The sequence below is a fragment of the Sphingomonas sp. genome (assembly GCF_039595165.1).
In the GTDB taxonomy this organism is placed as follows: Bacteria; Pseudomonadota; Alphaproteobacteria; order Sphingomonadales; family Sphingomonadaceae; genus Sphingomonas.
Window position 1 is genome coordinate 1 of the sequence record NZ_JBCNMA010000021.1, and the last position, 21,636, is coordinate 21,636.

Annotated in this window: 21 protein-coding genes; 8 read left to right on the forward strand and 13 right to left on the reverse strand. The window is 68.7% G+C overall.

All coding sequences use genetic code 11. The annotated features are described in order from the left end of the window. The coding region (locus ABDV68_RS05805; protein ID WP_343518753.1) for a dienelactone hydrolase family protein at positions 1-766 on the forward strand (766 nt) is incomplete at its 5' end. A 263-nt stretch (positions 767-1,029) separates the two neighbouring features. On the opposite strand, the gene ABDV68_RS05810 is transcribed toward ABDV68_RS05805, so the two are convergent. From ABDV68_RS05810 to ABDV68_RS05820, 3 genes are read right to left on the reverse strand one after another with little or no spacing between them, the layout of a single operon-like run. Further along, positions 1,030-2,772 carry a hypothetical protein gene (locus ABDV68_RS05810; RefSeq protein ID WP_343518754.1) on the reverse strand — a complete coding sequence of 581 codons (1,743 nt, stop codon included), beginning with the start codon at positions 2,770-2,772 and terminating at the stop codon, positions 1,030-1,032. Positions 2,773-2,789: 17 nt separating this feature from the next. Then, positions 2,790-4,160 (reverse strand): DUF5935 domain-containing protein, encoded by a 1,371-nt coding sequence (locus tag ABDV68_RS05815; RefSeq protein ID WP_343518755.1) that lies wholly within the window; start codon positions 4,158-4,160, stop codon positions 2,790-2,792. Continuing rightward, positions 4,153-4,302 (reverse strand): hypothetical protein, encoded by a 150-nt coding sequence (locus ABDV68_RS05820; protein WP_343518756.1) that lies wholly within the window; start codon positions 4,300-4,302, stop codon positions 4,153-4,155. Before ABDV68_RS05820 ends, ABDV68_RS05815 begins: the two co-directional genes overlap by 8 nt. 92 nt (positions 4,303-4,394) lie before the next feature. On the opposite strand from ABDV68_RS05820, the gene ABDV68_RS05825 reads away from it, so the two are divergent. Next, positions 4,395-5,636 (forward strand): TIGR04063 family PEP-CTERM/XrtA system glycosyltransferase, encoded by a 1,242-nt coding sequence (locus ABDV68_RS05825; protein ID WP_343518757.1) that lies wholly within the window; start codon positions 4,395-4,397, stop codon positions 5,634-5,636. After that, positions 5,606-6,712, forward strand: coding sequence for a hypothetical protein (locus ABDV68_RS05830; protein WP_343518758.1), 1,107 nt, complete (start codon positions 5,606-5,608; stop codon positions 6,710-6,712). Before ABDV68_RS05825 ends, ABDV68_RS05830 begins: the two co-directional genes overlap by 31 nt. On the opposite strand, the gene ABDV68_RS05835 is transcribed toward ABDV68_RS05830, so the two are convergent. Beyond that, positions 6,709-7,023, reverse strand: a complete 315-nt coding sequence (locus ABDV68_RS05835; protein ID WP_343518760.1) for a hypothetical protein — start codon at positions 7,021-7,023, stop codon at positions 6,709-6,711. The genes ABDV68_RS05830 and ABDV68_RS05835 overlap by 4 nt on opposite strands. Then, positions 7,020-7,211, reverse strand: a complete 192-nt coding sequence (locus tag ABDV68_RS05840; RefSeq protein ID WP_343518761.1) for a hypothetical protein — start codon at positions 7,209-7,211, stop codon at positions 7,020-7,022. The genes ABDV68_RS05835 and ABDV68_RS05840 overlap by 4 nt, the downstream gene beginning before the upstream one ends. A gap of 101 nt (positions 7,212-7,312) precedes the next feature. On the opposite strand from ABDV68_RS05840, the gene ABDV68_RS05845 reads away from it, so the two are divergent. Continuing rightward, on the forward strand, positions 7,313-7,933 hold the full coding sequence (locus tag ABDV68_RS05845) for a S24 family peptidase (protein ID WP_343518762.1): 621 nt from the start codon (positions 7,313-7,315) through the stop codon (positions 7,931-7,933). Between the two features lie 25 nt (positions 7,934-7,958). Here the strand turns inward: ABDV68_RS05845 and ABDV68_RS05850 are convergent, their stop codons facing one another. From ABDV68_RS05850 to ABDV68_RS05860, 3 genes are all read right to left on the reverse strand, one after another. Beyond that, a complete protein-coding gene (locus ABDV68_RS05850; protein ID WP_343518763.1) occupies positions 7,959-8,735 on the reverse strand; it encodes an energy transducer TonB in 777 nt (258 codons plus the stop codon). 75 nt (positions 8,736-8,810) lie between these two features. Then, positions 8,811-9,656, reverse strand: coding sequence for an amidohydrolase family protein (locus tag ABDV68_RS05855; protein WP_343518764.1), 846 nt, complete (start codon positions 9,654-9,656; stop codon positions 8,811-8,813). Between the two features lie 26 nt (positions 9,657-9,682). After that, entirely contained in the window at positions 9,683-9,880 is a 198-nt protein-coding gene (locus ABDV68_RS05860; RefSeq protein WP_343518765.1) for a hypothetical protein, read from the reverse strand. A 183-nt stretch (positions 9,881-10,063) separates the two neighbouring features. Here ABDV68_RS05860 and ABDV68_RS05865 point away from each other — a divergent pair, with 183 nt between their 5' ends. The 3 genes from ABDV68_RS05865 (at position 10,064) to ABDV68_RS05875 (ending at position 12,568) form a co-directional block, all read left to right on the forward strand. Continuing rightward, complete coding sequence (locus ABDV68_RS05865; protein WP_343518766.1) at positions 10,064-10,297, forward strand: hypothetical protein; 234 nt, start codon at positions 10,064-10,066, stop codon at positions 10,295-10,297. Between the two features lie 115 nt (positions 10,298-10,412). Continuing rightward, positions 10,413-12,185, forward strand: a complete 1,773-nt coding sequence (locus ABDV68_RS05870) for an SLC13 family permease (RefSeq protein ID WP_343518767.1) — start codon at positions 10,413-10,415, stop codon at positions 12,183-12,185. Between the two features lie 56 nt (positions 12,186-12,241). Then, on the forward strand, positions 12,242-12,568 hold the full coding sequence (locus ABDV68_RS05875; protein WP_343518768.1) for a zf-TFIIB domain-containing protein: 327 nt from the start codon (positions 12,242-12,244) through the stop codon (positions 12,566-12,568). 140 nt (positions 12,569-12,708) lie between these two features. Here ABDV68_RS05875 and ABDV68_RS05880 read toward each other — a convergent pair whose 3' ends face one another. After that, on the reverse strand, positions 12,709-14,133 hold the full coding sequence (locus tag ABDV68_RS05880) for an aldehyde dehydrogenase family protein (protein WP_343518769.1): 1,425 nt from the start codon (positions 14,131-14,133) through the stop codon (positions 12,709-12,711). A gap of 88 nt (positions 14,134-14,221) precedes the next feature. Between ABDV68_RS05880 and ABDV68_RS05885 the strand changes: the two genes are divergently transcribed. Then, positions 14,222-15,196, forward strand: coding sequence for a quinone oxidoreductase (locus tag ABDV68_RS05885; RefSeq protein ID WP_343518770.1), 975 nt, complete (start codon positions 14,222-14,224; stop codon positions 15,194-15,196). A 129-nt stretch (positions 15,197-15,325) separates the two neighbouring features. Here the strand turns inward: ABDV68_RS05885 and ABDV68_RS05890 are convergent, their stop codons facing one another. The 4 genes from ABDV68_RS05890 to ABDV68_RS05905 all read right to left on the reverse strand — a co-directional run bounded on the left by ABDV68_RS05890 (position 15,326) and on the right by ABDV68_RS05905 (position 21,627). Then, a complete protein-coding gene (locus ABDV68_RS05890) occupies positions 15,326-16,621 on the reverse strand; it encodes a M20/M25/M40 family metallo-hydrolase (RefSeq protein WP_343518771.1) in 1,296 nt (431 codons plus the stop codon). Between the two features lie 40 nt (positions 16,622-16,661). Next, positions 16,662-18,134 carry a PQQ-dependent sugar dehydrogenase gene (locus tag ABDV68_RS05895; protein WP_343518772.1) on the reverse strand — a complete coding sequence of 491 codons (1,473 nt, stop codon included), beginning with the start codon at positions 18,132-18,134 and terminating at the stop codon, positions 16,662-16,664. 122 nt (positions 18,135-18,256) lie between these two features. Continuing rightward, the gene (locus ABDV68_RS05900) at positions 18,257-19,309 is read right to left on the reverse strand and encodes a phytase (protein WP_343518773.1); all 1,053 of its coding nucleotides are present in this window, start codon (positions 19,307-19,309) and stop codon (positions 18,257-18,259) included. Then, positions 19,309-21,627, reverse strand: coding sequence for an outer membrane beta-barrel protein (locus ABDV68_RS05905; RefSeq protein ID WP_343518775.1), 2,319 nt, complete (start codon positions 21,625-21,627; stop codon positions 19,309-19,311). The genes ABDV68_RS05900 and ABDV68_RS05905 overlap by 1 nt, the downstream gene beginning before the upstream one ends. Positions 21,628-21,636: the final 9 nt, after the last annotated feature.

The window sequence follows — 21,636 nt, forward strand, 5'->3', positions numbered from 1 at the left end:
GCCGGCGCCGGCCAATGCCCAGACGCTCAAGCATCGCGACATCACGATCCGCACGCCCGACGGCACCGCCCAGGCCTATTTCGTCGCGCCGGCCAAGGGCAAGCATCCGGCGGTGTTGGTATGGCCCGACATCGGCGGCCTGCGCCCGAGCTTCCGCAAGATGGCCGAGCGGCTGGCGCAATCGGGCTATGCGGTGCTCACGGTCAACCAATTCTACCGCTCGGCGCCGCTGCCGATCGTCAAGGACGGCGAGAGCTGGGGCCAGCCTGAGGTCCGGGCCAAGCTGATGGAATGGCGCAAGCTGCTGACGCCCGAAGCGGTGATGCGCGATGCGGCCGCCTTCGCGGCGTTCCTCGACAAGCAGCCCGAGGTGAATACCAGGCGCGGCATGGGCACGACCGGCTATTGCATGGGCGGGCCGATGGTGATGCAGACCGCGGCGGCGGTGTCCGGCCGGATCCGCGCGGGCGCCTCGTTCCATGGCGGCGGGCTTGCGACGGACAAGCCCGACAGCCCGCATCTGCTGGTGCCGAAGATGAAGGCGAGCTTCCTGTTCGCGGTCGCCGAGAATGACGACCAGCGCAACCCGAACGAGAAGGAGCTGGTGCGCAAGGCGTTCGCCGATGCCGGGCTGCCGGCCGAGATCGAGGTCTATGCCGGCGCGATGCACGGCTGGTGCCCGCCCGACAGCCCCGCCTACAATCAGGCGCAGGCGGAGAAGGCCTGGGGGCGGCTGCTGGCGCTGTTCGGGAAAGCGCTGGCTTAGCGTGGGCTGAAACAAGAGAAGTTTTGATTCACGCGAAGGCGCGAAGGCGCGAAGAAGAACAAGAAGAGAAGAATGGTTCGCGCAGAGACGCAGAGAGCTCAGAGATGTGGTTCTGCCGCGTCAGCGGCTGTCGTTTCTTCACTGGCACCGCTTGCCACAGCGTCGGGGATGAGCGAGCGCTTCGCGCAGGGGCGAACATCTCTGCGGCTCTGCGCGAACTACTTCTTCTTCGCGTCTTCGCGCCTTCGCGTGAAGCAAACTTCCTATACGAGCCTCGAGCCCAGCTTCGCCGCGAGATATTCGAGGTTGGCGACGCGGCGCCACAGGCCGCTGTCGGTGATGTTCTCGATCCGGAAAAAGCGGCGCATCGCCGGGAAATCGGGGTCGATCACGCGGTTCATGTACTCGGGCTCGAGCATCCCGCCATGCTCGTCGCCCATCGGGCCGAGGCGGCGGCGGAGCGCGTAGGTCTGCTCGCGCAGCCACACCGGGCGGATGCGCGTCGACCATTCGCCGAAGCGGTGCTTGCGGCCGGGCGGGCCGCTGAAGTCGTGGCCATAGGCCGAAGGCTGGGCGGCGAGCGCAGGGTCGATCGCGTTGAGCAACGCCGCCTCGAACCGGCCGGCGTGCTTGAGCGCGAGCGGGATCGTCATCGCCTGCGCCACCACGCGATGGTCGAGAAAGGGCATGAGATAGGGGCTGTAGCGGCCCTCGAGGCTGATCTCGCGGCCGAACAGCGCGCGGCAGCGGATGCGCGGATAGATTTGCTCGATCCGAGCGCGGTCGAGCCGGCCGGTGGCGGCGGGCGGCTCGAGCGCGATGGCGATCTTGGCCGCGACCGTGTCGAGGAAGCCGCGCGGGTCGAAGAGATCGGTGGCGTCCCCGGGGACGAAGCGCGCGAAGAAGGTCCGCGCGACGTCGCGCGCGGAGAAGCGGCGGTCGGGCAGATAGAAGAAGTTGCGGTAGATCTCGCCGGCGCCGCCCGAGACGACCAGCGCGCCGCCGGCGTGGCGCTCGAGCTGAGTCGTGCCGTGCAAGCCGTTGTCGAAGATGTTGCCGAAGGTCGGCAGGCCATCGAACTGGTGGAAGTTGCCCTCGACCAGCGCGGGGAAGGCGTCGGGCGGCGGCGCCGCGGCCTCCTTGTCGGTCCACGCGACCTCGAACCCCAGCGCCTCACCCATCGCCTGCGCGATCACGACGTCCTCGTCGCCGGGAACGCCATAGACATAGAGCTGGGGGTCGCAGCCCGCCTCGCGCAGCGCGGCGAAGACGAGGCGCGAATCGAGACCGCCCGAGAGCGGGCTGCGGACATGGTCGCCGAACTGCGCGGTGTGTGCGCCCACGATCGCGGCGAGCGGGGCGCGGTGGCGCGCGATCTGCTCGGCGAGCGGGAGCTTCGAGGGCGCGGCGGGAAGCGGCTTTTCGACGCGGTGGTGGACTGCGCCTTGCCCGGTCAGCTCGACGACGCGGAAGGGCGACAGCGTCTTGAGCTCGGCGAACACGGTGTCGTCGCCGAGCGGCATGACGTTGAAGGCGAGCTCGTAGACGCCCTGCGGGTCGAAGCTGAGCTTCGGCAAGGCCTGCGCGGCGGCGAGCAGCGAGGTCGAGAACAGCCGGTCTCCGGTGTCGCGGAACAGCTGGAACGCCGAGAAATAGTCGCCGAACAGGAAGCTCCGCCCGCCGCGCCGGACCAGCGCGACGAACTGGCCGCCGAGCCGCTCCCAGTCGAGCGCGAGCGGGTCCATCGCGAGCAGCGCCTCGAGCGCAGGGCGGCCGAGCTTGCCGTCGGCGACCAGGGTGCCGGCGACCGCGGCGAGATCGTCGCCGCGCGCGAGCAGCGCATCGGGTCCGCCAAGGACATAGGGGAAGTGAAGCAGCTGCCAGCCGGAGAGCGCGTGCGCGGCAGGCGCGGGAAAGCCTTGCGCGGCGAACGCGGCGCGCGCCGCGGCGAGCGCTGAGTCGGTAAAGGCGGGGTCGTCGTTACGGACAAGGAACAGGCCGGCCATGGAGCGCCTCTAGCCGATCAGGTTGCGGCTGGCGCGGGCGAATCGCGCCGCTTGCGCATCGGCTGAAGCCCTTCCTCGGCGCGCTTGCGGGCGAGATAGGTGTCGAGCCCGATCTGGGCGCCGACCAGCATGTAGACGAACGGGTTGAGCGCGATGCCGACGAACAGCGCGCCGACAAGATAGATGATGTGCGCGTGCTGAAGCGCGGTGGCGAGCGGCGAGACCCAGACATAGTCCGGGGCCTGCTCGGCCGCCTTCCAGTAGCGGCGGCGCAGCACCTCCATACGCAGGATGCCGCCGAGATGGATCATCAGCCACAGGATGAAGCCGGGCCAGCCCTGCTCGCCCAGCATCTCGAAGAAGGCCGAGTGATAGGCGCGCGCCTTGTCGACCTCGGGCGAGCGCACGACGGTGAGGTTGGCGCCTTCGCCGACGACGGAGATCTTGTCGTACTTGATCTCGTTCTGGCGATACGCCTCGAACCCGCCGCCGAGCGGGTGGTCCTTCACGTAGTTCCAGGTCCATTTCCACACCTCGATCCGGGTCGAGGCCGAAGCGTCGGCCTGGTAGGTGCGGATCGTGCCCATGCGCTCGGTGAAGGCGGTGGGGAGGAAGGGGATGGCGGCGAGGCCGAGCAGCGCCGCGCCGCCGACATAGACCATGCGCCGCTTGACGTCGCGCAGCATCAGCACCGCGAGCAGCGCGATGCAGACCAGGCCGGTGCGCGCCTCGGTCCCCACGGGCATCAGCAGGCAGGCGAAGATCAGCGCATAGCCGAACAGCTTCACGCGCCAGTCGGGCGGGAAGATCGTGCCGAAACGGGTGAACCACAGGATCAGCGGGATGATGCAGATCGCCACGGCGGAGATGATGCTGCCCTCGAACAGGCCGGAATTGTTGTCGACGATCAGCTTGAGCTGGCCATAGCCGCCCCCGCCGAGCGCGGTCTTGACCCCGCCCGAGATGATGATCGTGGCGACCGAGAGCAGCATGAACAGCAGCAGCGCCTCGATCCGCAGCTTGGTGCGCAAGGTGAGCGGGAGGAAGATCGCGAACGCCAGCGCCTTCCATACCCAGTCCCATTTGAACGCCGCGTCGATCGGGAAATCGGCCTTGGTCGTGGTCCAGAAGCAATAAGCGAGCAGCGCCAGCATCAGCCCCTGGCGCGGGGCGAAGCGCGTATCCTTCTTGTCGTCGAGGGCGAGCCAGGCGAGCACCGCGAAGCCCACCGCCATCGCCGAGATCGGGAAGGCGTTGAGCAGGAAATAGCTCATCCGCTGGGGCGAGACGATATCGATATAGACATAGGCCAGCACGAACAGGAACGGGCGCCGGAATCCCAGCGCGAAGATCGCCGCGAGAAACCCGATAAAGGCGAGATCACGCACGCTTGCGGCCCCAGCGGTTCTTGGGAGCCGAATTGTCGGCGGGCGGCGGAGTCTCGTCATCGAGCGCGGGGCTGTTGATCAGGCGCCACGCGGTGAGCAGCAGCAGCCCATGGGTGAGGGCGAGCACCAGACTGTCGATCATTGCCGTCCCTCTACGCGCGTGAAACCGAGGGTCTTCCTAGCCCGGCTCGGTTGACGCGGCGTTAAGTGCTGGCGTGGCAAGGGCATTGCGTCATGCGCATCCTGCACGTCCTCGACCATTCGCTGCCGCTGCACAGCGGCTACACCTTCCGCACCCGCGCGATCCTCAAGGCGCAGATCGAGCGCGGCTGGACGGTCGCCGGGGTGACCGGGCCGCGCTACCATACCGGCGATGCACCGTTCGAGACGCTCGACGGAATCGACTTCCACCGTACCCGGCAGATGCGGCGCCTGCCGCCGGTGATGGGCGAGGCGGCGGAGATCGCGGCGTTCGCGCGGCGGATCGACCAGGTCGTGCAGCGCTTCGAGCCTGACATCCTCCACGCGCATTCGCCGGTGATCGATCCGCTGGCGGCGATGCGCGCGGCGAGGAAGCACGGGATCCCGCTGCTCTACGAAATTCGCGCCTTCTGGGAGGATGCCGCGGTGGGCAACGGGACCGGGCGCGAGGGATCGCTCAAGTACCGCGCGACGCGGGGGCTGGAGACCTGGGCGTGCCAGCGCGCCGATGCCGTGGCGGTGATCTGCGAGGGGCTGAAGCGCGACCTGATCGCGCGTGGCGTGGATGCGGACAAGATCATGATCTCGCCCAACGGAGTCGACCTGCATCTGTTCGGCGAGCCGCCCGCGCGTGACGCGACATTGTCGGCCGAACTGGGGCTCGACGATGCGGAGGTGATCGGCTTCATCGGCAGCTTCTACGATTATGAAGGGCTCGACGACCTGATCGCGGCGATGCCGGCGCTGGTTTCGCTCAGGCCCAAGGTGCGGCTGCTGATGGTCGGCGGCGGGCCGATGGAGGAGAAGCTGCGGGCGCAGGCGGCGGCGTCGAGCGCGGTGGACGCGATCCGCTTCGTCGGGCGCGTGCCGCACGAGCAGGTCGAGCGCTATTATTCGCTGATCGACCTGCTGGTCTATCCGCGCAAGCACATGCGGCTGACTGACCTCGTCACGCCTCTGAAGCCGCTCGAAGCGATGGCGCAGCGGCGGCTGGTCGCGGCGTCGGACGTGGGCGGGCACCGCGAACTGATCCGCGACGGCGATACCGGCACGCTGTTCCCGCCCGACGATCCCGCGGCGCTGGCCCAGGCGGTGGCGGCGGTGTTCGACAATCGCGCCGGCTGGGACGCGCAGCGCGAACGGGCGCGGACATTTGTCGAGAAAGAGCGTAACTGGTCGTCAAACATTTCACGCTACGAACCCGTTTACCAAAAGCTTATCGAAGCACGCGGACGGTCTGGGAAATGGTTGCGTACACCCTCGTTCAACGTCTGAGTCCCAACCTCGCGCTGGCCGGCGCGGGGCTGGCGGGCGTGCTCGTGGCGCTCGCGACGCTGGCGATTCCAGCGCCGCTACTCGAGAATTTCGTGGTGACGAGCGGCATCGCCGCGTTCGTTCCTGCCGCCGAGCCGCCGCTGGGCATCACCGCGCGCATCTGCGTCGGCGTGTTCGCCGGCGGCGCCGGGGCGCTGATCGCCTGGTTCCTGCTCTCGGCGCTGCTCGTCTGGCGCGACTCGCGAGGAGAGGCGGAAGAGGAGGTCGTGCGGCGTCCCGTCGTGCGCCGCGCCGATGCGCATCCCGATGCGCCGCCGCGGCCCCCTCTGCTCGCCACGCGCGACCTCGGCATGCCGTTCCACGCCAAGGTGGAACAAGTGGAAACGGAATCGGACGATCCGCTGACCGACGCGCGGATTTTCCCCGTTACGGAGGCGAAGGTGGAACAAGTCGACGTCGATGTCCGCGATCTTCATCTTCCCGAACTGCCGCCCGAACCGGTGATCGCGATGGGCGTATCGACGCCGCCGGCCGAGACGGTTCCCGCCGTCGCTATTCCCCAGCCGCAAGTGGAGCCGGCGGCGGAGATCCCGTCGATCGTCGCGCGCTCAGCGCCGCCGCTCGAGCCGCAGCCGCTCCCCGCCGATCTCGACCAGCCGCTCTCGGCCTTCGATCCCGAGGCGATTCCCGCGCATCCGCTGGCGCCGCCGCCGCCGCTCAAGCCGCTGCACCGCGCGCCTCCGCCGGTGTTCGCCCAGGGCGAGCGGTTCGAGACCTTCGAACTGACCCCGCCCGCGCGCCCGGCCGCCCCGCCCGAAGCGGCCGTGCCGCCCTCGATGCGGCCGGCGCCGGAGACCGCGCCGCGTCCCGAGAGCCTCGCCGCGCCCGAAACCGAGGCGAGCGTCCACGCGCTGCTCAACCGGCTCGAGCGCGGGATCGCCCGCCGCGGCGAGCAGAACCAGGCGCCGCAGGCCGAAGCCGCTCTCGCGCCGGCGGCCGAGACGTCCCCCATTCCGGACATGCCCGGGCTGGAGGGCGCGCTCGCCGCGCTGCGCAAGCTGGCGGTCCGCGCCTAGCAGTCCTCCACCGTCAGCGCCTCGAGCTCGATCTCGACGCGTTCGCCGCCGCGCCGCTCGCCCGCGACCACGAGGTCCGCGACGAGATGTCCGCGCAGCTGGATCTCGGCGTCAGGCAGCGCCGCCAGCCAGCGGTCGAGCAGGGGCGAGCCGATCGCGGCGATCGTGATCCGATGCCGCGTGCCGGTGAAGGTCACGCTCGCCCATTGCGTCCCGTCGGTGGCGAGGGTCGTGAGCATGATCCCCTCCGCCGCGGCGTCTCGCAGCAGGGCGCGTTCGAGCTGCGTGCCCGCGTCCGCCCACCGGCTCATGGCCGCTGCTCCGGCGGGGGCGGCGCGGCGAGGAACGCCTCGACCCGCGCCCGCGTACGTGCCCGCAATTCGCGCCCATTGCGCAAGTCGCCCACCAGGCGCGGGTCGTGCACCGCCAGCCGCCCGAATTTGGTCTGGGGCATATCGTGCTTGCGCAGATACCGCTCCACCTTGCTCAAAATTTCCATCGATCACACCCGTTCCTTTCCCACCGATTCCGACTCGGATGTTCATTAAATGTTCTCATTTCCAACTTGTCTAGGAAAAATCCTACGGCTATGGATGCGACATGGAATCGATCGAGCAACGTGAGGCGCTGGAGCGCGCGGCTGCCGTCCGGGGGGAGTCGCTGGCGGCGCTGTCGCGGCTGATCGGGCGCAACGCGGCCTATCTCCAGCAATTCGTGACGCGCGGCAGCCCGAAGCTGCTGGCGGAGGGCGACCGGCGCAAGCTGGCGCGCTATCTGGGCATCAGCGACACCGTGCTGGGCGGGCCGGCGGCCGAAGGGCTGGTGCCGGTGGCGCGAGTCGATGCGGGCGCGGCGGCGGGGCGGGGGCGGCTGGTCGAGAGCGAGCGGCGGAGCACGCTGCTGCTCGATCCGGCATTGCTGCGACGGCTGGGGGTGCGGGCGGACATGGCCTCGACGATCCGGGTCGAGGGGGCGTCGATGGAGCCGACTTTATGCGACGGGGACGAGATCCTGGTCGACGGCGCGCGGCGGGCGATCGGCGTGCGGCCGGCGATCTATGTCTTCCGGCGCGAGGGGCTGGTGGCGGTCAAAAGGCTGCGGACGATGGGCGGCGAGGTGGAGGTGGTGAGCGACAATCCCGCCTTCGCGGACGAGGTGGTGCCGGCGCGGGCGATCGACGTGGTGGGGCGCGTGGTGTGGTTGCACCGGGCGCTGGTGTGAGTGGCGGGCGGTCAGGCGGACGTCGTCATTCGACCCGCCATCCGAAGCGAAGACTGACGAGCGACTTGACTGGCTTGCCGGCCTTGTCGCGCGCGCTCGCGAACTTGCCGCGTTGCATGATGATCGTGCAGGTTTGCGCGTCGATCGACGCGACTCCGCTATGCGTTTCGACCAGGCAATCCCGGAGCGTGTCCTTCTCGTCGATGAGCAGCGCGACCTGGGTGGTTCCGCCCTTGCCCTCGCTCATCGCTTGGTCGGGATAGTCCTCATGCGAGATCAGCCGCTCGATCGGCTTCAGCGGCTTCGGCCGCGTCTCGATGCTGGCACGCCCCGCCTCGTCCGCATTCCAGTAGCCGCGCAGGTCGGCGTTGCACATGTCCATCGCCTTGACCGCGGCGGCGACGCCCTGCAACGGCAAGTCGAGATCGATACCTTCGCCGGTCAGCCGCAGCGTTGGGCCCGAGGTCGCCCGGTCGAACTTCGCGCGATCGAGGTTGATCCAGAGCAATTGCTTGGCACGGTCGGTCGCGGCAAATCGCAGGCCGGTTGCGGGAACACCCGAAACCTGCAGCGGGAGGTGCCGGGTGGGTCGCCAGGGGGCTTCGCGCAGCACCATGATGCGAATCGTGGACCCGGGAACGGAGGGCCGGAAAGCCAGCAGAATCGGCTTGTCCGCGCTGCCCAGCTGCCGCGAGGCCGTGCAAGACGTCTCGCCATAATCCACTGTCCAACGCTGCGGCTGAGGCGAGGCGGAACTCGAAGCCTGTGCTGACACAGCGGTGAGCAGAAGAAGTGCGTTCATTCTCCAGCGATTGCATTGTCATGCCGCGATGATCAAGAGTGCCCCCGGGCTGCCGCGCACCGAGTCCAGCTCGAACTACTTCAGGCCGAACAGCCGTTTCGCGTTGGCGTAGCGTATCTTCGCCTTCTCCTCTTCGCTGAGCCCCAACTTGTCGAGCGCGGCGAGGGTCGCGGGGAGCGTGAGCTGGGGGAAGTCCGAGCCGATCAGGACATTGTCGACGCCGACATTGCGGATCGTCCAGACCAGCTCGTCCGCGATCGGCGAGCCGGCGCTGATGTTGGCGACGGCGGAGAGGTCGAAATAGATGTTGTCGCCGAACAGGTTCTCGGCGGTGCGGGCGAGCGCGAGGATGTTCCAGAAGCGGAAGTTGAGCCCGCCCATGTGCGCGAACAGAAACTTGGTCTTCGGCGCGGCGAGGGCGAGGTTGAACAGTTTCTCGCAATCGTCGGGGACGATCGCGGCATTGTCCATCATCACCACCACGCCGAGCTCGCCGGCGCGCTTCGCCAGCGTCAGCACGCGCGGGTCGGCGGCGTCGAAGCGCTGGGTGTGCGGGTGGATCTTGAGCACCTTGACCCCGCGCGCCGCCACCCGCTCGAGTTCGGCCACCGCGGCGGCGCCGTCATAGGGATGGACGGTGGCGATCGGCAGCATCCCTTTGTGCCGCGCGGCCATCGCGATCAGCGTGTCGTTGTTGGCGCGGGTCTGCTCGATCTCGCCTTCGGGCGCCTGGTGCGGACCGCCGAACCACATCGCGCCGAAGCCGGCGACGACGATGTTGGCCGCCTTGAGCTGCGCCTCGTAATCCGGGATCGACGCTTCGCCCTTGTGCAGGTGGACGTGCATGTCGAACACCGGCTCCTGAGCGAGGGCCGGCGCGGACGACGCGAGCAGCGCTGCGGCGAGCAGAAACGGTTTCACGGACTGTCCCCTTTGCCCGAATGCGTTCAACCGCGGTTGCGCGCGCGATCGGCCAGTGCGACGATCAGCAACAGCGCCAGGCCGACTCCGAGCCCGCCGATGAAGCCGAGCGAGGGCTGACCCCGGAGCACGCCGATCACCGTGCCGACGATCAGGCTGAGGGCGAGCAACGCGCCACCGGCGATCGGGGCGCCCTTGGCGGCGGGGGCTGGCTTGCGGTCCATGCGTCTGTCCTTGCCACGTCCCGCGGCGGGACGCCACCGTCCCGTTGCGGCACGGCTGGAACGTCCGAAACGCTATGGTTTCCATGAATTTACCCTCGCGATGCGCGGAAAAGCCGGGGTTCTCCCGGCTGGCACGGGCAGTGCGTGCTGGCGCGCGTTCCCACGCCGGAGTGCCTCCCGCTCATGTCGTCCGCTGTGTCCGCCACCTCCGCCTTGCCCTATCTCGCCGATCGCGCGCACGTCACCGACGCGGCGGAGCTGATCGCGCTGTTCGGCGACGATGCGGGGTTCGAGGCGGCGGCGCGCGCGGACCGCTATCGCGACCTCGGCAACCACATCAACTTCTGCCGCTGGCGCCAGATCGAGCGGCTGATCGTACTGATGAGCGTCAACCGCGCGGTGGGCACCGTCCACTGACCTTCGGCCACTGACCTTCGGCCACTGACCTTCGGCCACTGACCTTCGGCCGCTGACTTTCGGCCGCTGACGGAAACCTGTTCGCTTCCCGGCGTTTAGAGCGCATGGGGCCCGCATGACATTGCCGCAGATGCTGTCGATCGCCGTGCTGGTCGGCATGATGGCGCTCTTCCTGTGGGGCAAGTTCCGCTACGATGTCGTCGCGGTGATGGCGCTGCTGGCGGCGGTCGCGGCGGGCATCGTCAAGCCGGCCGACGCGTTTCGCGGCTTTTCGGACGATATCGTGATCATCGTGGGATCGGCGCTGGTGCTGTCGGGCGCGGTGCAGCGCTCGGGCGCGGTCGAGCTGCTGATGGGGCGGCTGCAGCGACGGGTGAAGCGCGTGCGCTCGCAATTGCTGCTGCTCGCCGCCAGCGTCGGCTTCGCCTCGGCGCTGGTCAAGAATATCGGCGCGCTGGCGATGCTGATGCCGGCCGCGTTCCAGATGGCGAAGAAGTCAGACGCCTCGCCGTCGGTGTTCCTGATGCCGATGGCGTTCGCGTCGCTGCTCGGCGGGTTGATCACGCTGATCGGCACCTCGCCCAACATCATCGTCAGCCGCGTGCGCGAGGACATGACGGGACAGCCTTTCCACATGTTCGACTATGCGCCGGTCGGGCTGGGGCTGACGGTGGTCGGGCTGGTCTTCCTGCGTTTCGGCTACCGGCTGCTGCCGGTCGACCGCCGCGCCGCGCCGACGATGGGCGAGGCGCTCGACATCCACGACTATGCGACCGAGGCGAAGGTGGTGGCGCAGTCGGCTGCGGTCGGCGAGAGCGTCGGCGAGTTTCTCGCCCGGCACGAGCATGAGGTGTCGATCTCGCTGTTCCTGCGCGACGGACTGCGCGTGACGCCGCTTCCGACGACGGTGCTGCAGGAAGGCGACATCCTGATCCTGGGCGGCGCGCCCGACAGCCTGGAGCGCGTGATCGCGCGCGACAAGCTCGACTTCGTCGGCACCAGCGAGGCCCCCGAGAGTCCCGAGGGCGAGGAGATCGGGGTGATCGAGGCGGTGATCTCGACCGGGTCGCCGCTGGTCGGCGGCACCGCGGGGTCGCTGCTGCTACGCCAGCGCTTCGGACTCAACCTGATCGCGGTGTCCCGCCAGGGCGAACGGATCGTGCGGCGCATGCCGAACGTGGTGTTCCAGGCGGGTGACGTGATCGTGCTGCAGGGGCCGCTCGGCGTGCTGGCCGAGGCGCTCAACGAGCTCGGCGCGCTGCCGCTCGCCGAGCGCACGATGCGGCTGGGGAGCGCGCGCAGGGAGCTGCTGCCGCTGTTCATCCTCGCCGTGGCGATGGCGGCGACGGCGAGCGGCGCGGTGCCGGTGGCGATCGCCTTCTTCGCCGCCGCGGCCGCGGTGGTACTGACCGGCGCGCTGCCGGTGCGCGAGGCGTATAATCATGTCGAATGGCCGATCCTGATCATGCTCGGCGCGCTGATCCCGGTGAGCGATACGCTGCGCTCGACCGGGGTCACCGAGATCATCGGCACCTGGCTGTCGGCGACCGCCGCTTCGCTGCCGCCCTGGGGCGCGGTGGCGCTGATCCTGGCGGCGGCGATGGCGGTGACGCCGTTCCTCAACAACGCCGCGACGGTGCTGGTGATGGCGCCGATCGCCGCGACCTTCGCGACCGATCTCGGCTACCGGCCCGAGGCGTTCCTGATGGCGACCGCGGTGGGTGCCGGGTGCGATTTCCTGACCCCGATCGGGCACCAGTGCAACACGCTGGTGATGGGACCGGGAGGGTACCGGTTCAGCGATTATGCGCGGCTGGGCGCGCCGTTGTCGCTGCTGGTGCTGGTGGTCGGCACGCCGCTGATCCTGTGGGTGTGGCCAGTGGCGTGAGTTGCGGGGCGCCGCGCGGCTCCCTAGCTTGGACTGGACAATCAGAGGAGCCGATGATGCGAACCCCCGAAGCCGTTGCCGGAATGCTGTGTCCCGTGTGCAAGACCGGGCTCCACATGAGCGACCGGCAGGGGATCGAGATCGACTATTGCCCGCAGTGCCGCGGCATCTGGCTCGACCGCGGCGAGCTCGACAAGATCATCGAGCGTAGCGGCGCGACTGAAGCGCCCGCGCCGCCGGCCGCGCCGCCTGCACCGCCCCAGCAGCAGGGCGGGCCGTGGCAGCAAGGCGGGGGCTATCCGCAGCAGGGCTACGGGCACGGTTACGACCCGCGCTACAAGCACAAGCGCAGGAAGAGCTTCCTCGAAGAACTGTTCGATTGAGGTTTCAAATCCTCCCCCCGCGAGGGGGAGGTGTCAGCCGCAGGCTGACCGAGGGGGGACGGCGGACCATCCAGCGGCTCGCTTCCTCCCCTTCCGTCGCGCATTGCGCGCCACCTCCCCCTGTCGGGGGGGATTGAAGGTCACGCCAGTGCGCCGACGATTGCCTTGACTTCCATGAACTCGGCGAGGCCGAACTTGCCGTGCTCGCGGCCGTTGCCCGACTGCTTGTAACCGCCGAAGGGCAGGCTGGGATCGGGCTGGCCGCCGTTCACATAGACCATGCCCGCCCGCAGCCGCGGCGCGACGCGCTTGACTTCCTCAGGCGAGCCGAACACCACCGCTGACAGGCCGTAGTCGGTGTCGTTGGCGATGCGGACGGCTTCTTCCTCGTCCTTGTAGGGAATGATCGTGACGACCGGGCCGAAGATTTCCTCGCGTGCGATCGTCATGTCATTGCGCACGCCGGAGAACAGCGTCGGCTTGACGAAATAGCCGGTCTCGACGCCGTCGGGGCGGCCGGGGCCGCCGGTCTCGAGCTTGGCGCCTTCCTCGAGCCCCTTGCGGATCAGGCCCTGGATCTTCTCCCACTGGGTCTTGTTGACCACCGGGCCGATATGGCGGCCTTCCGCGGCGGGGTCGCCGGTCTCGACCGCCTTCATCACGCCCGTCGCGATCTGCGCGGCCTCGGCGGCCTGGCTTTCGTGGACGAGCATGCGCGCGGGCGCGATGCAGCTCTGGCCGGAGTTCATGAGCACGCTGAAAAGACCGACCTGGACCGCCTTGGACAGGTCGGCGCCGGGCAGGATGACGTTGGGCGACTTGCCGCCGAGCTCCTGGTGGACGCGCTTGACCGTGTCGGCGGCGTTCTTCGCGACCTGGACGCCGGCGCGGGTCGAGCCGGTGAAGCTCACCATGTCGATATCCTTGTGGCGGCTGAGCGCGGTGCCGACGCCGGGCCCGTCGCCTTGGACGAGGTTGAACACGCCCGCGGGGACGCCGGCCTCGTCCATGATCTCGGCAAAGATCGTGGCGCAGGAAGGGGCCTCCTCGCTGGGCTTGAGCACCATACAATTCCCGGCGGCGAGCGCGGGCGCGACCTTGGCGACGATCTGGTTCATCGGCCAGTTCCACGGGGTGATCAGCGCGACCACGCCGATCGGCTCGTGGACGACCAGGCTGTTGCCGATCTGCTCCTCGAACTGGAAGTCGCGCAGCGCCTTGATCGTGGACATGAGGTGGCCGATGCCACTGCCGACCTGCGCGGTCCTGGCGAGGCTGATCGGGGCGCCCATCTCGGACGCGATCGCCTCGGCGAGGTCGCCGGCGCGGTTCTTGTACTCGGCGAGGATCGCTTCGAGCAGCGTGGCGCGTTCCTCGGCGCTGGTGCGCGAGAAGGTCTCGAACGCAGCCTTCGCCGCCGCGACCGCCTTGTCGACATCGGCTTCCGAGCCGAGCGTGATCTCGGCGACGGCGGCCTCGGTGGCGGGATTGATCACCTCGTGGCGCGTGCCGCCCTCGCTTTCGACCCATTCGCCACCGATATAGTGGTTGAGATAGCTGCGCATCCTCGCCTCCGGATTTTCCAAGATCGGGTATGGTCGATTAGATGGCGGCGCAAGCGACGGGTTGCAACCTGAAACTGGAGGCGAGTGCATGGCGCGTGTGGCGGTGATCGAACGGACCGGCGGGCCCGAGGTGATCCAGTGGGTGGAGCGTGATCTGCCGCCGCCCGGACCGGGCGAGGTGCGCGTGCGGCATACCGCGGTGGGGCTCAACTTCATCGATACCTACCATCGCTCGGGACTCTATCCAGTGGCGATGCCGAGCGGGCTGGGCAGCGAGGCGGCCGGGGTGGTCGAGGCGGTGGGCGAGGGAGTGGCTTCGCTGGCGCAGGGTGACCGGGTGGCGACCTTCGGGCCCGGGCTGGGCGCTTATGCCAGCGAGCGGAATGTGCCGGCGGAAATCCTGGTGAAGCTGCCCGACGCGATCTCCGACGAGGTCGCAGCGGCGGTGATGCTCAAGGGCTGCACGGCGGAGTATCTGGTCGAGCGCGCCGCCCAGGTGCAGGCGGGGATGACCGTGCTGGTCCATGCCGCGGCCAGCGCGACCGGGCAGCTGCTGGTGCAGTGGCTCAAGCATCTCGGCGCGACGGTGATCGGAACGGTGGGCTCGCGCGACAAGGCGGAGCGGGCGCGGGCGCTCGGCGCGGACCATGTGATCGAGTACAAGAGGGAGGACATCGCGACGCGGGTGCGCGAGATCACCGGCGGTGAAGGCGTGCCGGTGATACTCGACGGGGTCGGCGGATCGACCTGGGAAGCCTCGCTCAAATCGGCGGCACGGCGCGGGCTGATCGTGAGCTTCGGCAATGCCGGCGGGCCGGTGGAGGGCGTCAACCTCGGCGTATTGAGCAAGCACGGCTCGCTGTTCGTCACCCGGCCGACCTTGTTCGACTATTATGCGACGCCCGCGGAGCGCGAGGCGGGGGTGGCGCGGCTGTTCGAGCTGGTCGCGAGCGGCGTGCTGCACGTGGAGATCGGGCAGCGGTTCGCGCTGGAGGATGCCGCCGATGCGCACCGCGCGATCGAGGCGGGCGAGACGATGGGCGCGACGCTGCTGGTGCCGTGATCGTTTCCAATCCTCCTCCGCCAGGGGGAAGTGGCGCGCGAAGCGCGACGGAGGAAGCGAGCCACCAGCGTTCTGGCATCCGCCCCCTCCGTCAGCCTTCGGCTGCCACCTCCCCCTTGCGGGGGAGGATTATTGGCGCTTCTCTTTGCTCAGCCGCGTGATGAACGCGGCGCTGCGCAGCGCCTGGAGCCGGAGCGAGGTGAGGTCGATCCACTCGCCCTCGGCATGCGCGCCGCCGCCCGAGGCGCCGAGGCCGGCGAGCGTGTCGACGTCCGCCGCGACGAAGGCGCTGTCCGCGGCGCCGCGGCGCGCCGGGTCCATCTCGGCCATCTCCGGGAGCTTGAGATCGCGGTTCACGACATTGAGCTTGGCCAGTAGCGCGCGATTGCCGTCGGTCGGCGCCATCGGCGGATAGCCCTCCTGGAAGTCGAGCCTTGCGCTGGTGCCGGGGAGGCTCTTGGCGACGATCGCCTGCATCGCGGCGCGGGTCTTCGCTTCCTGCTCGGGGGTGAGCGCGCGCAGGTCGCCGCGCGCGACCGCCTGCTCGGCGACGATGTTGGTCTTGCCGCCGGCGCTCACCTGATAATTGTTCGATGCGAGCGTCGCGGGGGTGCCCGCGGCCATCACGCCGACGTTGAAGGTGAGGTTCGCCTCGGGCAGCGTGCGGCGGAACTCGTCGAGGATGCGCGCCAGCTCATAGGCCGCGCCATAGCCGAGGCTGGCGCCGAACACGCCGCTGGAATGCCCGGTCTTGCCAGTGGTGGTGAGCGTCCAGTTGGTCGAGCTGCGGCGCGCGACGGTGCCGGTGTCCTTGCCATCCTCGCGTGCCAGATTCTCATATTCGAGCGCCACATCGGCCCATTTGCCTGCGGCAATGAGGTCGCGGCGCGCGATCGCGAGCGGGGCGCCGGTGCGCTCCTCGTCGCCGGTCAGCACGATCTTGATGTCGGCACCCTTGAGCGTCCCCGCCGCCTGCATCGCGCGCATCGCGGCGATGATCACCACGACCCCGCCCTTGTCGTCGCCGATGCCGGGGCCGCTGGCGCGGTCGCCCTCGCGGACGAATTTCTGGAAGGGCGATTCGGGCTCGAACACCGTGTCGAGATGGCCGATCAGCAGGATGCGCTTGCCTCGGCCATTGCCCTTGTGCGTCGCGATCAGGTGCCCGGCGCGGCCGGTCTCCTTCATGTCGACCCATTCGACCTGGAAGCCGAGCGGCTCGAGCTCGGCGCGGACCATCGCGCCGACCCGGGTCACGCCGTCGAGGTTGAGCGAGCCCGAGTTCTGGTTGACCAGTTTCTCGAGCAGCGCGACGTGGCGCTCGGTCTCGGCGGTGACGGTGGCCGCCATCTTCTGCTCGGCCGCGTTCTGGGCGGCGGCGGGCAGGGCGGCGATCAGGGCGAGCGGAGCGAGGATGCGGAGCATGGCGCGCAGTTAAAGCGGCTGGCCGCTCTCGCCGCAAGCCTCAGGCCGGCGTGACCATGAAGATCTCGCCGGCGAGGTCGACGATGAACAGATTGCCCGCCGCATCCTCGCCGAACGAGGCGAGCTGGTCGATCGTCCCGGCGTCCGGGGTGAAGTCGAGATTGCGGCGCTCATAGCTGGTCGCCGCGAGCAGGCTGCCCTGGACGAGCGAGGCCGCGGGAACGCTCCAGATATTGCCGCTGATGAAGTCGCCGAACACATAGGCGCCGACCAGCGAAGTCACCGGGCCGCGGTAGACATAGCCGCCGATGATCGAACGGCCCTGGCGCGGGCCGGTGCCGTGGTCATACTCGCTGACCGGTGCGGTGAGCCCGGCGGGCGCGGTGCCGCTGAACGGGCGCGTGCCCTCGAGGAAGCGCCAGCCGAAGTTGAGCCCGGGCTGGTTGGGCCGGACGATGTCGATCTCCTCGACCGCGTTCTGGCCGACGTCGCCGATGATCAGCCGGCCGTCGGGCGCGAAGGACGCGCGGAACGGGTTGCGCAGGCCGAGCGCGAAGACATGCGGGTCGCCGCCGCCCGCGAGAAACGGATTGCCGGGGGCGGGGACATAGTTGCCGCCGCTCTGGGCGAGGCGCAGGATCTTGCCGAGGCGGACATTGGTATTCTGGGCGTTGTTGCCGGGATCGCCGCTGCCGCCGCCGTCGCCGATCGCCATGTAGAGATTGCCGTCCGGCCCGAACCCGAGCCAGCCGCCATTGTGGTTGTTGTTGGTCGGGTGGGGCGTGCGCAGCACCACGGTGTAGGGCGTCGCGGGGCTGCTCAGCGACAGCGAGCGCAGCTCGACCGCGCCGTCGGGGGCGGTGGCGACGACCAGCGCCTCGCCATAGGTGGCGGGTGCGTTGGTGTTGACGACGAGGCCGAGCAGCCCGCGCTCGCCGTCGGTGGCGAGGCTTCCGACGGTGCGGACCAGTGTCTTGGTGCCGTTCGCCGGATCGAGCCGCCAGATGCCGCCGCCCTTCTCGACGACATAGACCTGCGCTGAGCCGGGGATCGGCGCGACATAAAGCGGCTGGCTGAAGCCGGTGCCGACGCGGCGCACGGCGATCCCCTCACGGGTGTCGGTGACGGTGATCGCGACGTCCTGCGTGGCGGTGAGCGAGCCATCGCTGACGCGCAGCTGGACTTGATAGACATTATTGCCGTCAGCGTCGGCGGGCAGCTCGAAGCTCGGCGGGGGTGCGAAGGTCAGCGCACCGGCGGGGGTGATCGTGAAGCGGCCGGCATCAGCGCCGCCTGAAATCGAGAAGGTGAGCGGGTTGCCGTCGGGATCGCTGGCGGTGGCGGTGTAGGCCGCGGCGGTGTTCTCGGCGACCGAGGCGGTCGCGGCGGAGGTGAAGGCGGGCGCGCGGTTGGCGGGGCCGGGCGTGGGCGTCGGGGTGGGCGAACCGCCACCGCCGCCACCGCCGCTGCATCCGGCGGCCAGCGCCGCCATGCCGAGGATGATCAGCCGCATCGTTTCCTCCCGTCGTGACACAGGCGAAACGCGCCAGCCCGGCTTTGTTCCCGGCGCTCCGGCAAGACTCGTGGTTAGCGAAAGGATGACCGCGCGGCCGGGCGGGCCGCGCGGTCACGATATCAGTCGAGGTTCAGCGCGGCCTTGATATCGGCCCAGGCGGCGAACTTGAAGTTCTGCGCATGGGGCGGGTTGTAGCCGTCCTGCGCGATGAACAGGCCGCCGGGATAGTCCGGGCCGAAATCGCCCGTGATCACCTCGATCCCGTCGGTCTCTTCGGTCGAGCCGTACCGGCCGGCGGCGACGCGGAAGCGGCCGACGAACGTCTCGTCGGCCAGGCGATAGACGGCATAGGCGTGGTCGCCCTGGCTCGAGACTAGCAGGTAGCCGCCATTGCCCTCGCCCTCGGCGGCAAGGGCGACGCCCTCGACGTCGATCACCAGCTTCTGGCCGTCGGCCGCGGCAATGTTGATACCCGCCACCGCTCCCTCGGCGCGCGCGTCGAAACGCCACACGCCGGCATTCTCCTCGCCGACATAGAGCCGGTTGGTGCGTTCGTCGGCGACGCAGCCCTCGGACTGGCTGGCGAGCTTCATCGTGCGGACGAGCTTGCCCGTGGGCGCCGCGCCCGACAGGTCGAGCTCGACCTGGCGGATGGTGCCGTCCTTGATCACGTTGAAGACGTGAAGCTTGCCGCCGGTACGGTAGAGGCACACCCCATAGGCTTCGCCCGCGCCGACCGGCACGGTGCCGAGCGGGACGAGCTTGGCGGCGGTGGTGTCGAGGCGGAACAGCGCGACCTTGGCGTTCTTGCGGTCGTTGCGGTCGCTGGCCGCGACGATGATCCCGGGCTCGCCCATGTCGCGCAGGTCGACATTGTTGACCTGGCCCGCGTCAATGAAGAAGCGGTCCTTGCCCGTCAGGTCATAGACATGGAGCCCGGCCTTCTTGTCAGTGCCGACGATCAGGCTGGCGGCGGGGTCCGCCGCGTTGCGCCAGATCGCGGGATCGTCCGCGGCGTCGGCATTGGCGGTGCCGACCGCCTCGGTCTCGCCGCGTGCCTGGACCGTCTGGGCGGGGGTGGTCGGGACCACCGGGACCTGGCGGCCGGTGGAGGCGCAGCCTGCCGCCGCGAGAAGCGGCAGCAGGCTGATCATCAGGCTATTCTTCTTCATCAGAAGGCGACGCGTGCCATGACCTGGAAGACCGGTCCAGCGCGCTCGCGCTCGAGCTCATATTCCTCATAGTCGCTGCGGGCGATCTGGCCGGTGATGGTGTTGAACTTGTCGAAGGCCTCGCGCTTCTCGCCGTCGAGCAGGTTCGATCCGACTGCGCGGAGCGTGATGTTGTTGCCGAAGCGCTTCTCGACGAATACTTCCAGGTCGGCGCCGTAGGTGGTGTGGACCTCTTCGAGATAATTGCGGTCGAGCGCGCCGCCCTGCTTGCGGTAGGTCGCGCCGAACGCCGCGCCGAAGCTCGGGAAGTTCTGGATGAAGCCGAAATTGTAGACATAGTCGGACTGGCCGTTGAAGCGGCGCTCGCCGAACTCGTCGGTGATCTCGCTGTCGAGCAACGAGAAGTTGCCGAACACGCCGGTGTCGGGCAGGCCGAGGAAGCCGAGGCTGGTCGAGAGGTCGAACTCGATGCCGTAGACCTTGCCGTCGCCGGTGTTGGCCGGGGTGTAGACGAAGGTGCCGGGGCCGTTGCTGCCTTCTTCCTGGGTATTGATGACCTCGATCAGGTCCTTCACGTCGCGGTAGAAGAAGTTGATCCCGATCACGCCGGTGCGACCGATGCGATGCTCGTAGCCGAGATCCGCGCCCCACGCCGATTCGGGTTTGAGGAGCGGATTGCCGGCCAGATCATTGTCGCCGATCTCTTCGAAGATGCCCGGCGTGATGTGGTCGAAGCGCGGGCGGCGGACGGTGCGCGCGCCCGACACGGTGATGCGCCCGCCGCCGCCGACCTCGATCTTCGCGGAAGCGCTCGGCAGCAGATGGTCGTAGTCCTGCCGCACGGACAGGTCGTCGATGCGATTGGTGATGCGGCTGTTGGTGTTCTCCCAGCGCAGGCCAACTTCCCAGCGCACCGAACCGGTGTCGCCCTCGATCAGGGCGAACACGTCCTTGCGCTCTTCCTTGACCCGGCTGTCGGCGGTCGGCGCGAAGCCGACGAAGCCGGCGGCATAGAGCTCGGGGCTCAGCTCGAACTGGCTGTAGCTGGTGTGGAAGGTGGTCGCGAGGTTGAAGCGCTGGCGCGTCGCTTCCTCGACATCGGCGTTGCGCACCTTGTTCTGGTAGAAGCCGCCGAACGCGAGGTCGATGTCCTCGCCGAGCGGCGCCTTGTGCTCGAAGCCGGCGCTGAGCTCGGTATCGACGATATGCGTGTCGAAGCGGTCGCCGGTGAAGCGGGGCGCCGCGCGATCGAACTCGATCTCGTTCTCGGTCTCCCACTGCTCGTCGTTCATCTTGGCGTAGCCGAACTTGAGCTTGGTCTCGCCCGCCGACCATTCGTGGCTGACCTTGGCCCCGATCGAGTAGTTGAACTGGTCGATATTGTTGATGTTCGAATTGTCGACCAGCAGGTTGCCGCCCGCGCCGTTGCGGACCGAGCCGCCCGAGCCGGTGGCGCTGTTATATTCGAACGAGCGCTCGGTCTCGAGACGATCGGTGCGGACGTAGAAGCCGCTGAGCTCGAAATCGGTGGTCTCGCCGTCGATGTCGTAGCTGGCATTGAAGGCATAGTCGGTGCCGTCGCGGGTGTCCGACTGGTCCTCGCGGTTCTGCAGCGTGCCGCCCGGCCCGTCGAAGCGCAGGCTGTACTTCTTCTTGGGGTTGTAGCGGCCCTGCACATTGGCGCCGAGCAGCAGGCGGCCCGGGCCGGCCTTGGTGCCGAGCACCGCGCCGAGGCTCGGCTTGACCTCACCGTCGTCGAAGAACAGGCCACCGGCACGGACATAGCCGCCGTCGAGCTGATAGCCGTCACGCAGCACGATGTTGAGCGTGCCCGCGACCGCGTCGCCGGTGCGGCGGGCCGAGGAGGAGCGGACGATCTCGACCTGCTTGATCAGCTCGGCCGGGATGCGGTCCATAAAGAAGCCGCGATCGGCCTGGTTGCCGGGCACCTTCTCGCCGTTGATCAGGATCTGGGTATAGCCCGGATCAAGGCCGCGCAGGCGCGGACCGTCGCTCTCGATCACGTCCGAGAGGAAGGTGACCGAGGGAACGCGTTTGAGCGCGTCGCCGGCGGTCAGCGGCTCGAAGCGCTGGAAGAATTCATTGTCGTAGACCAGCTCGGGCTCGGCGCCCTCGGTGCGGTTGCGATAGGCGATGGTGCCGTTGACCACCACTTCCTCGGCGGTCTCGATCTGGCCCTCGGCGGCCGGCTGGGCGTCGGCCTCGGCGGTCTGGGCCGCGGCGGGCGCGGCGAGCGAGAGCGCGAGCGCGGGCAAGCTGGCACCCGCAAGGGTGGCGAAGATCGAGCTGGTGTTCATGGGATCCCC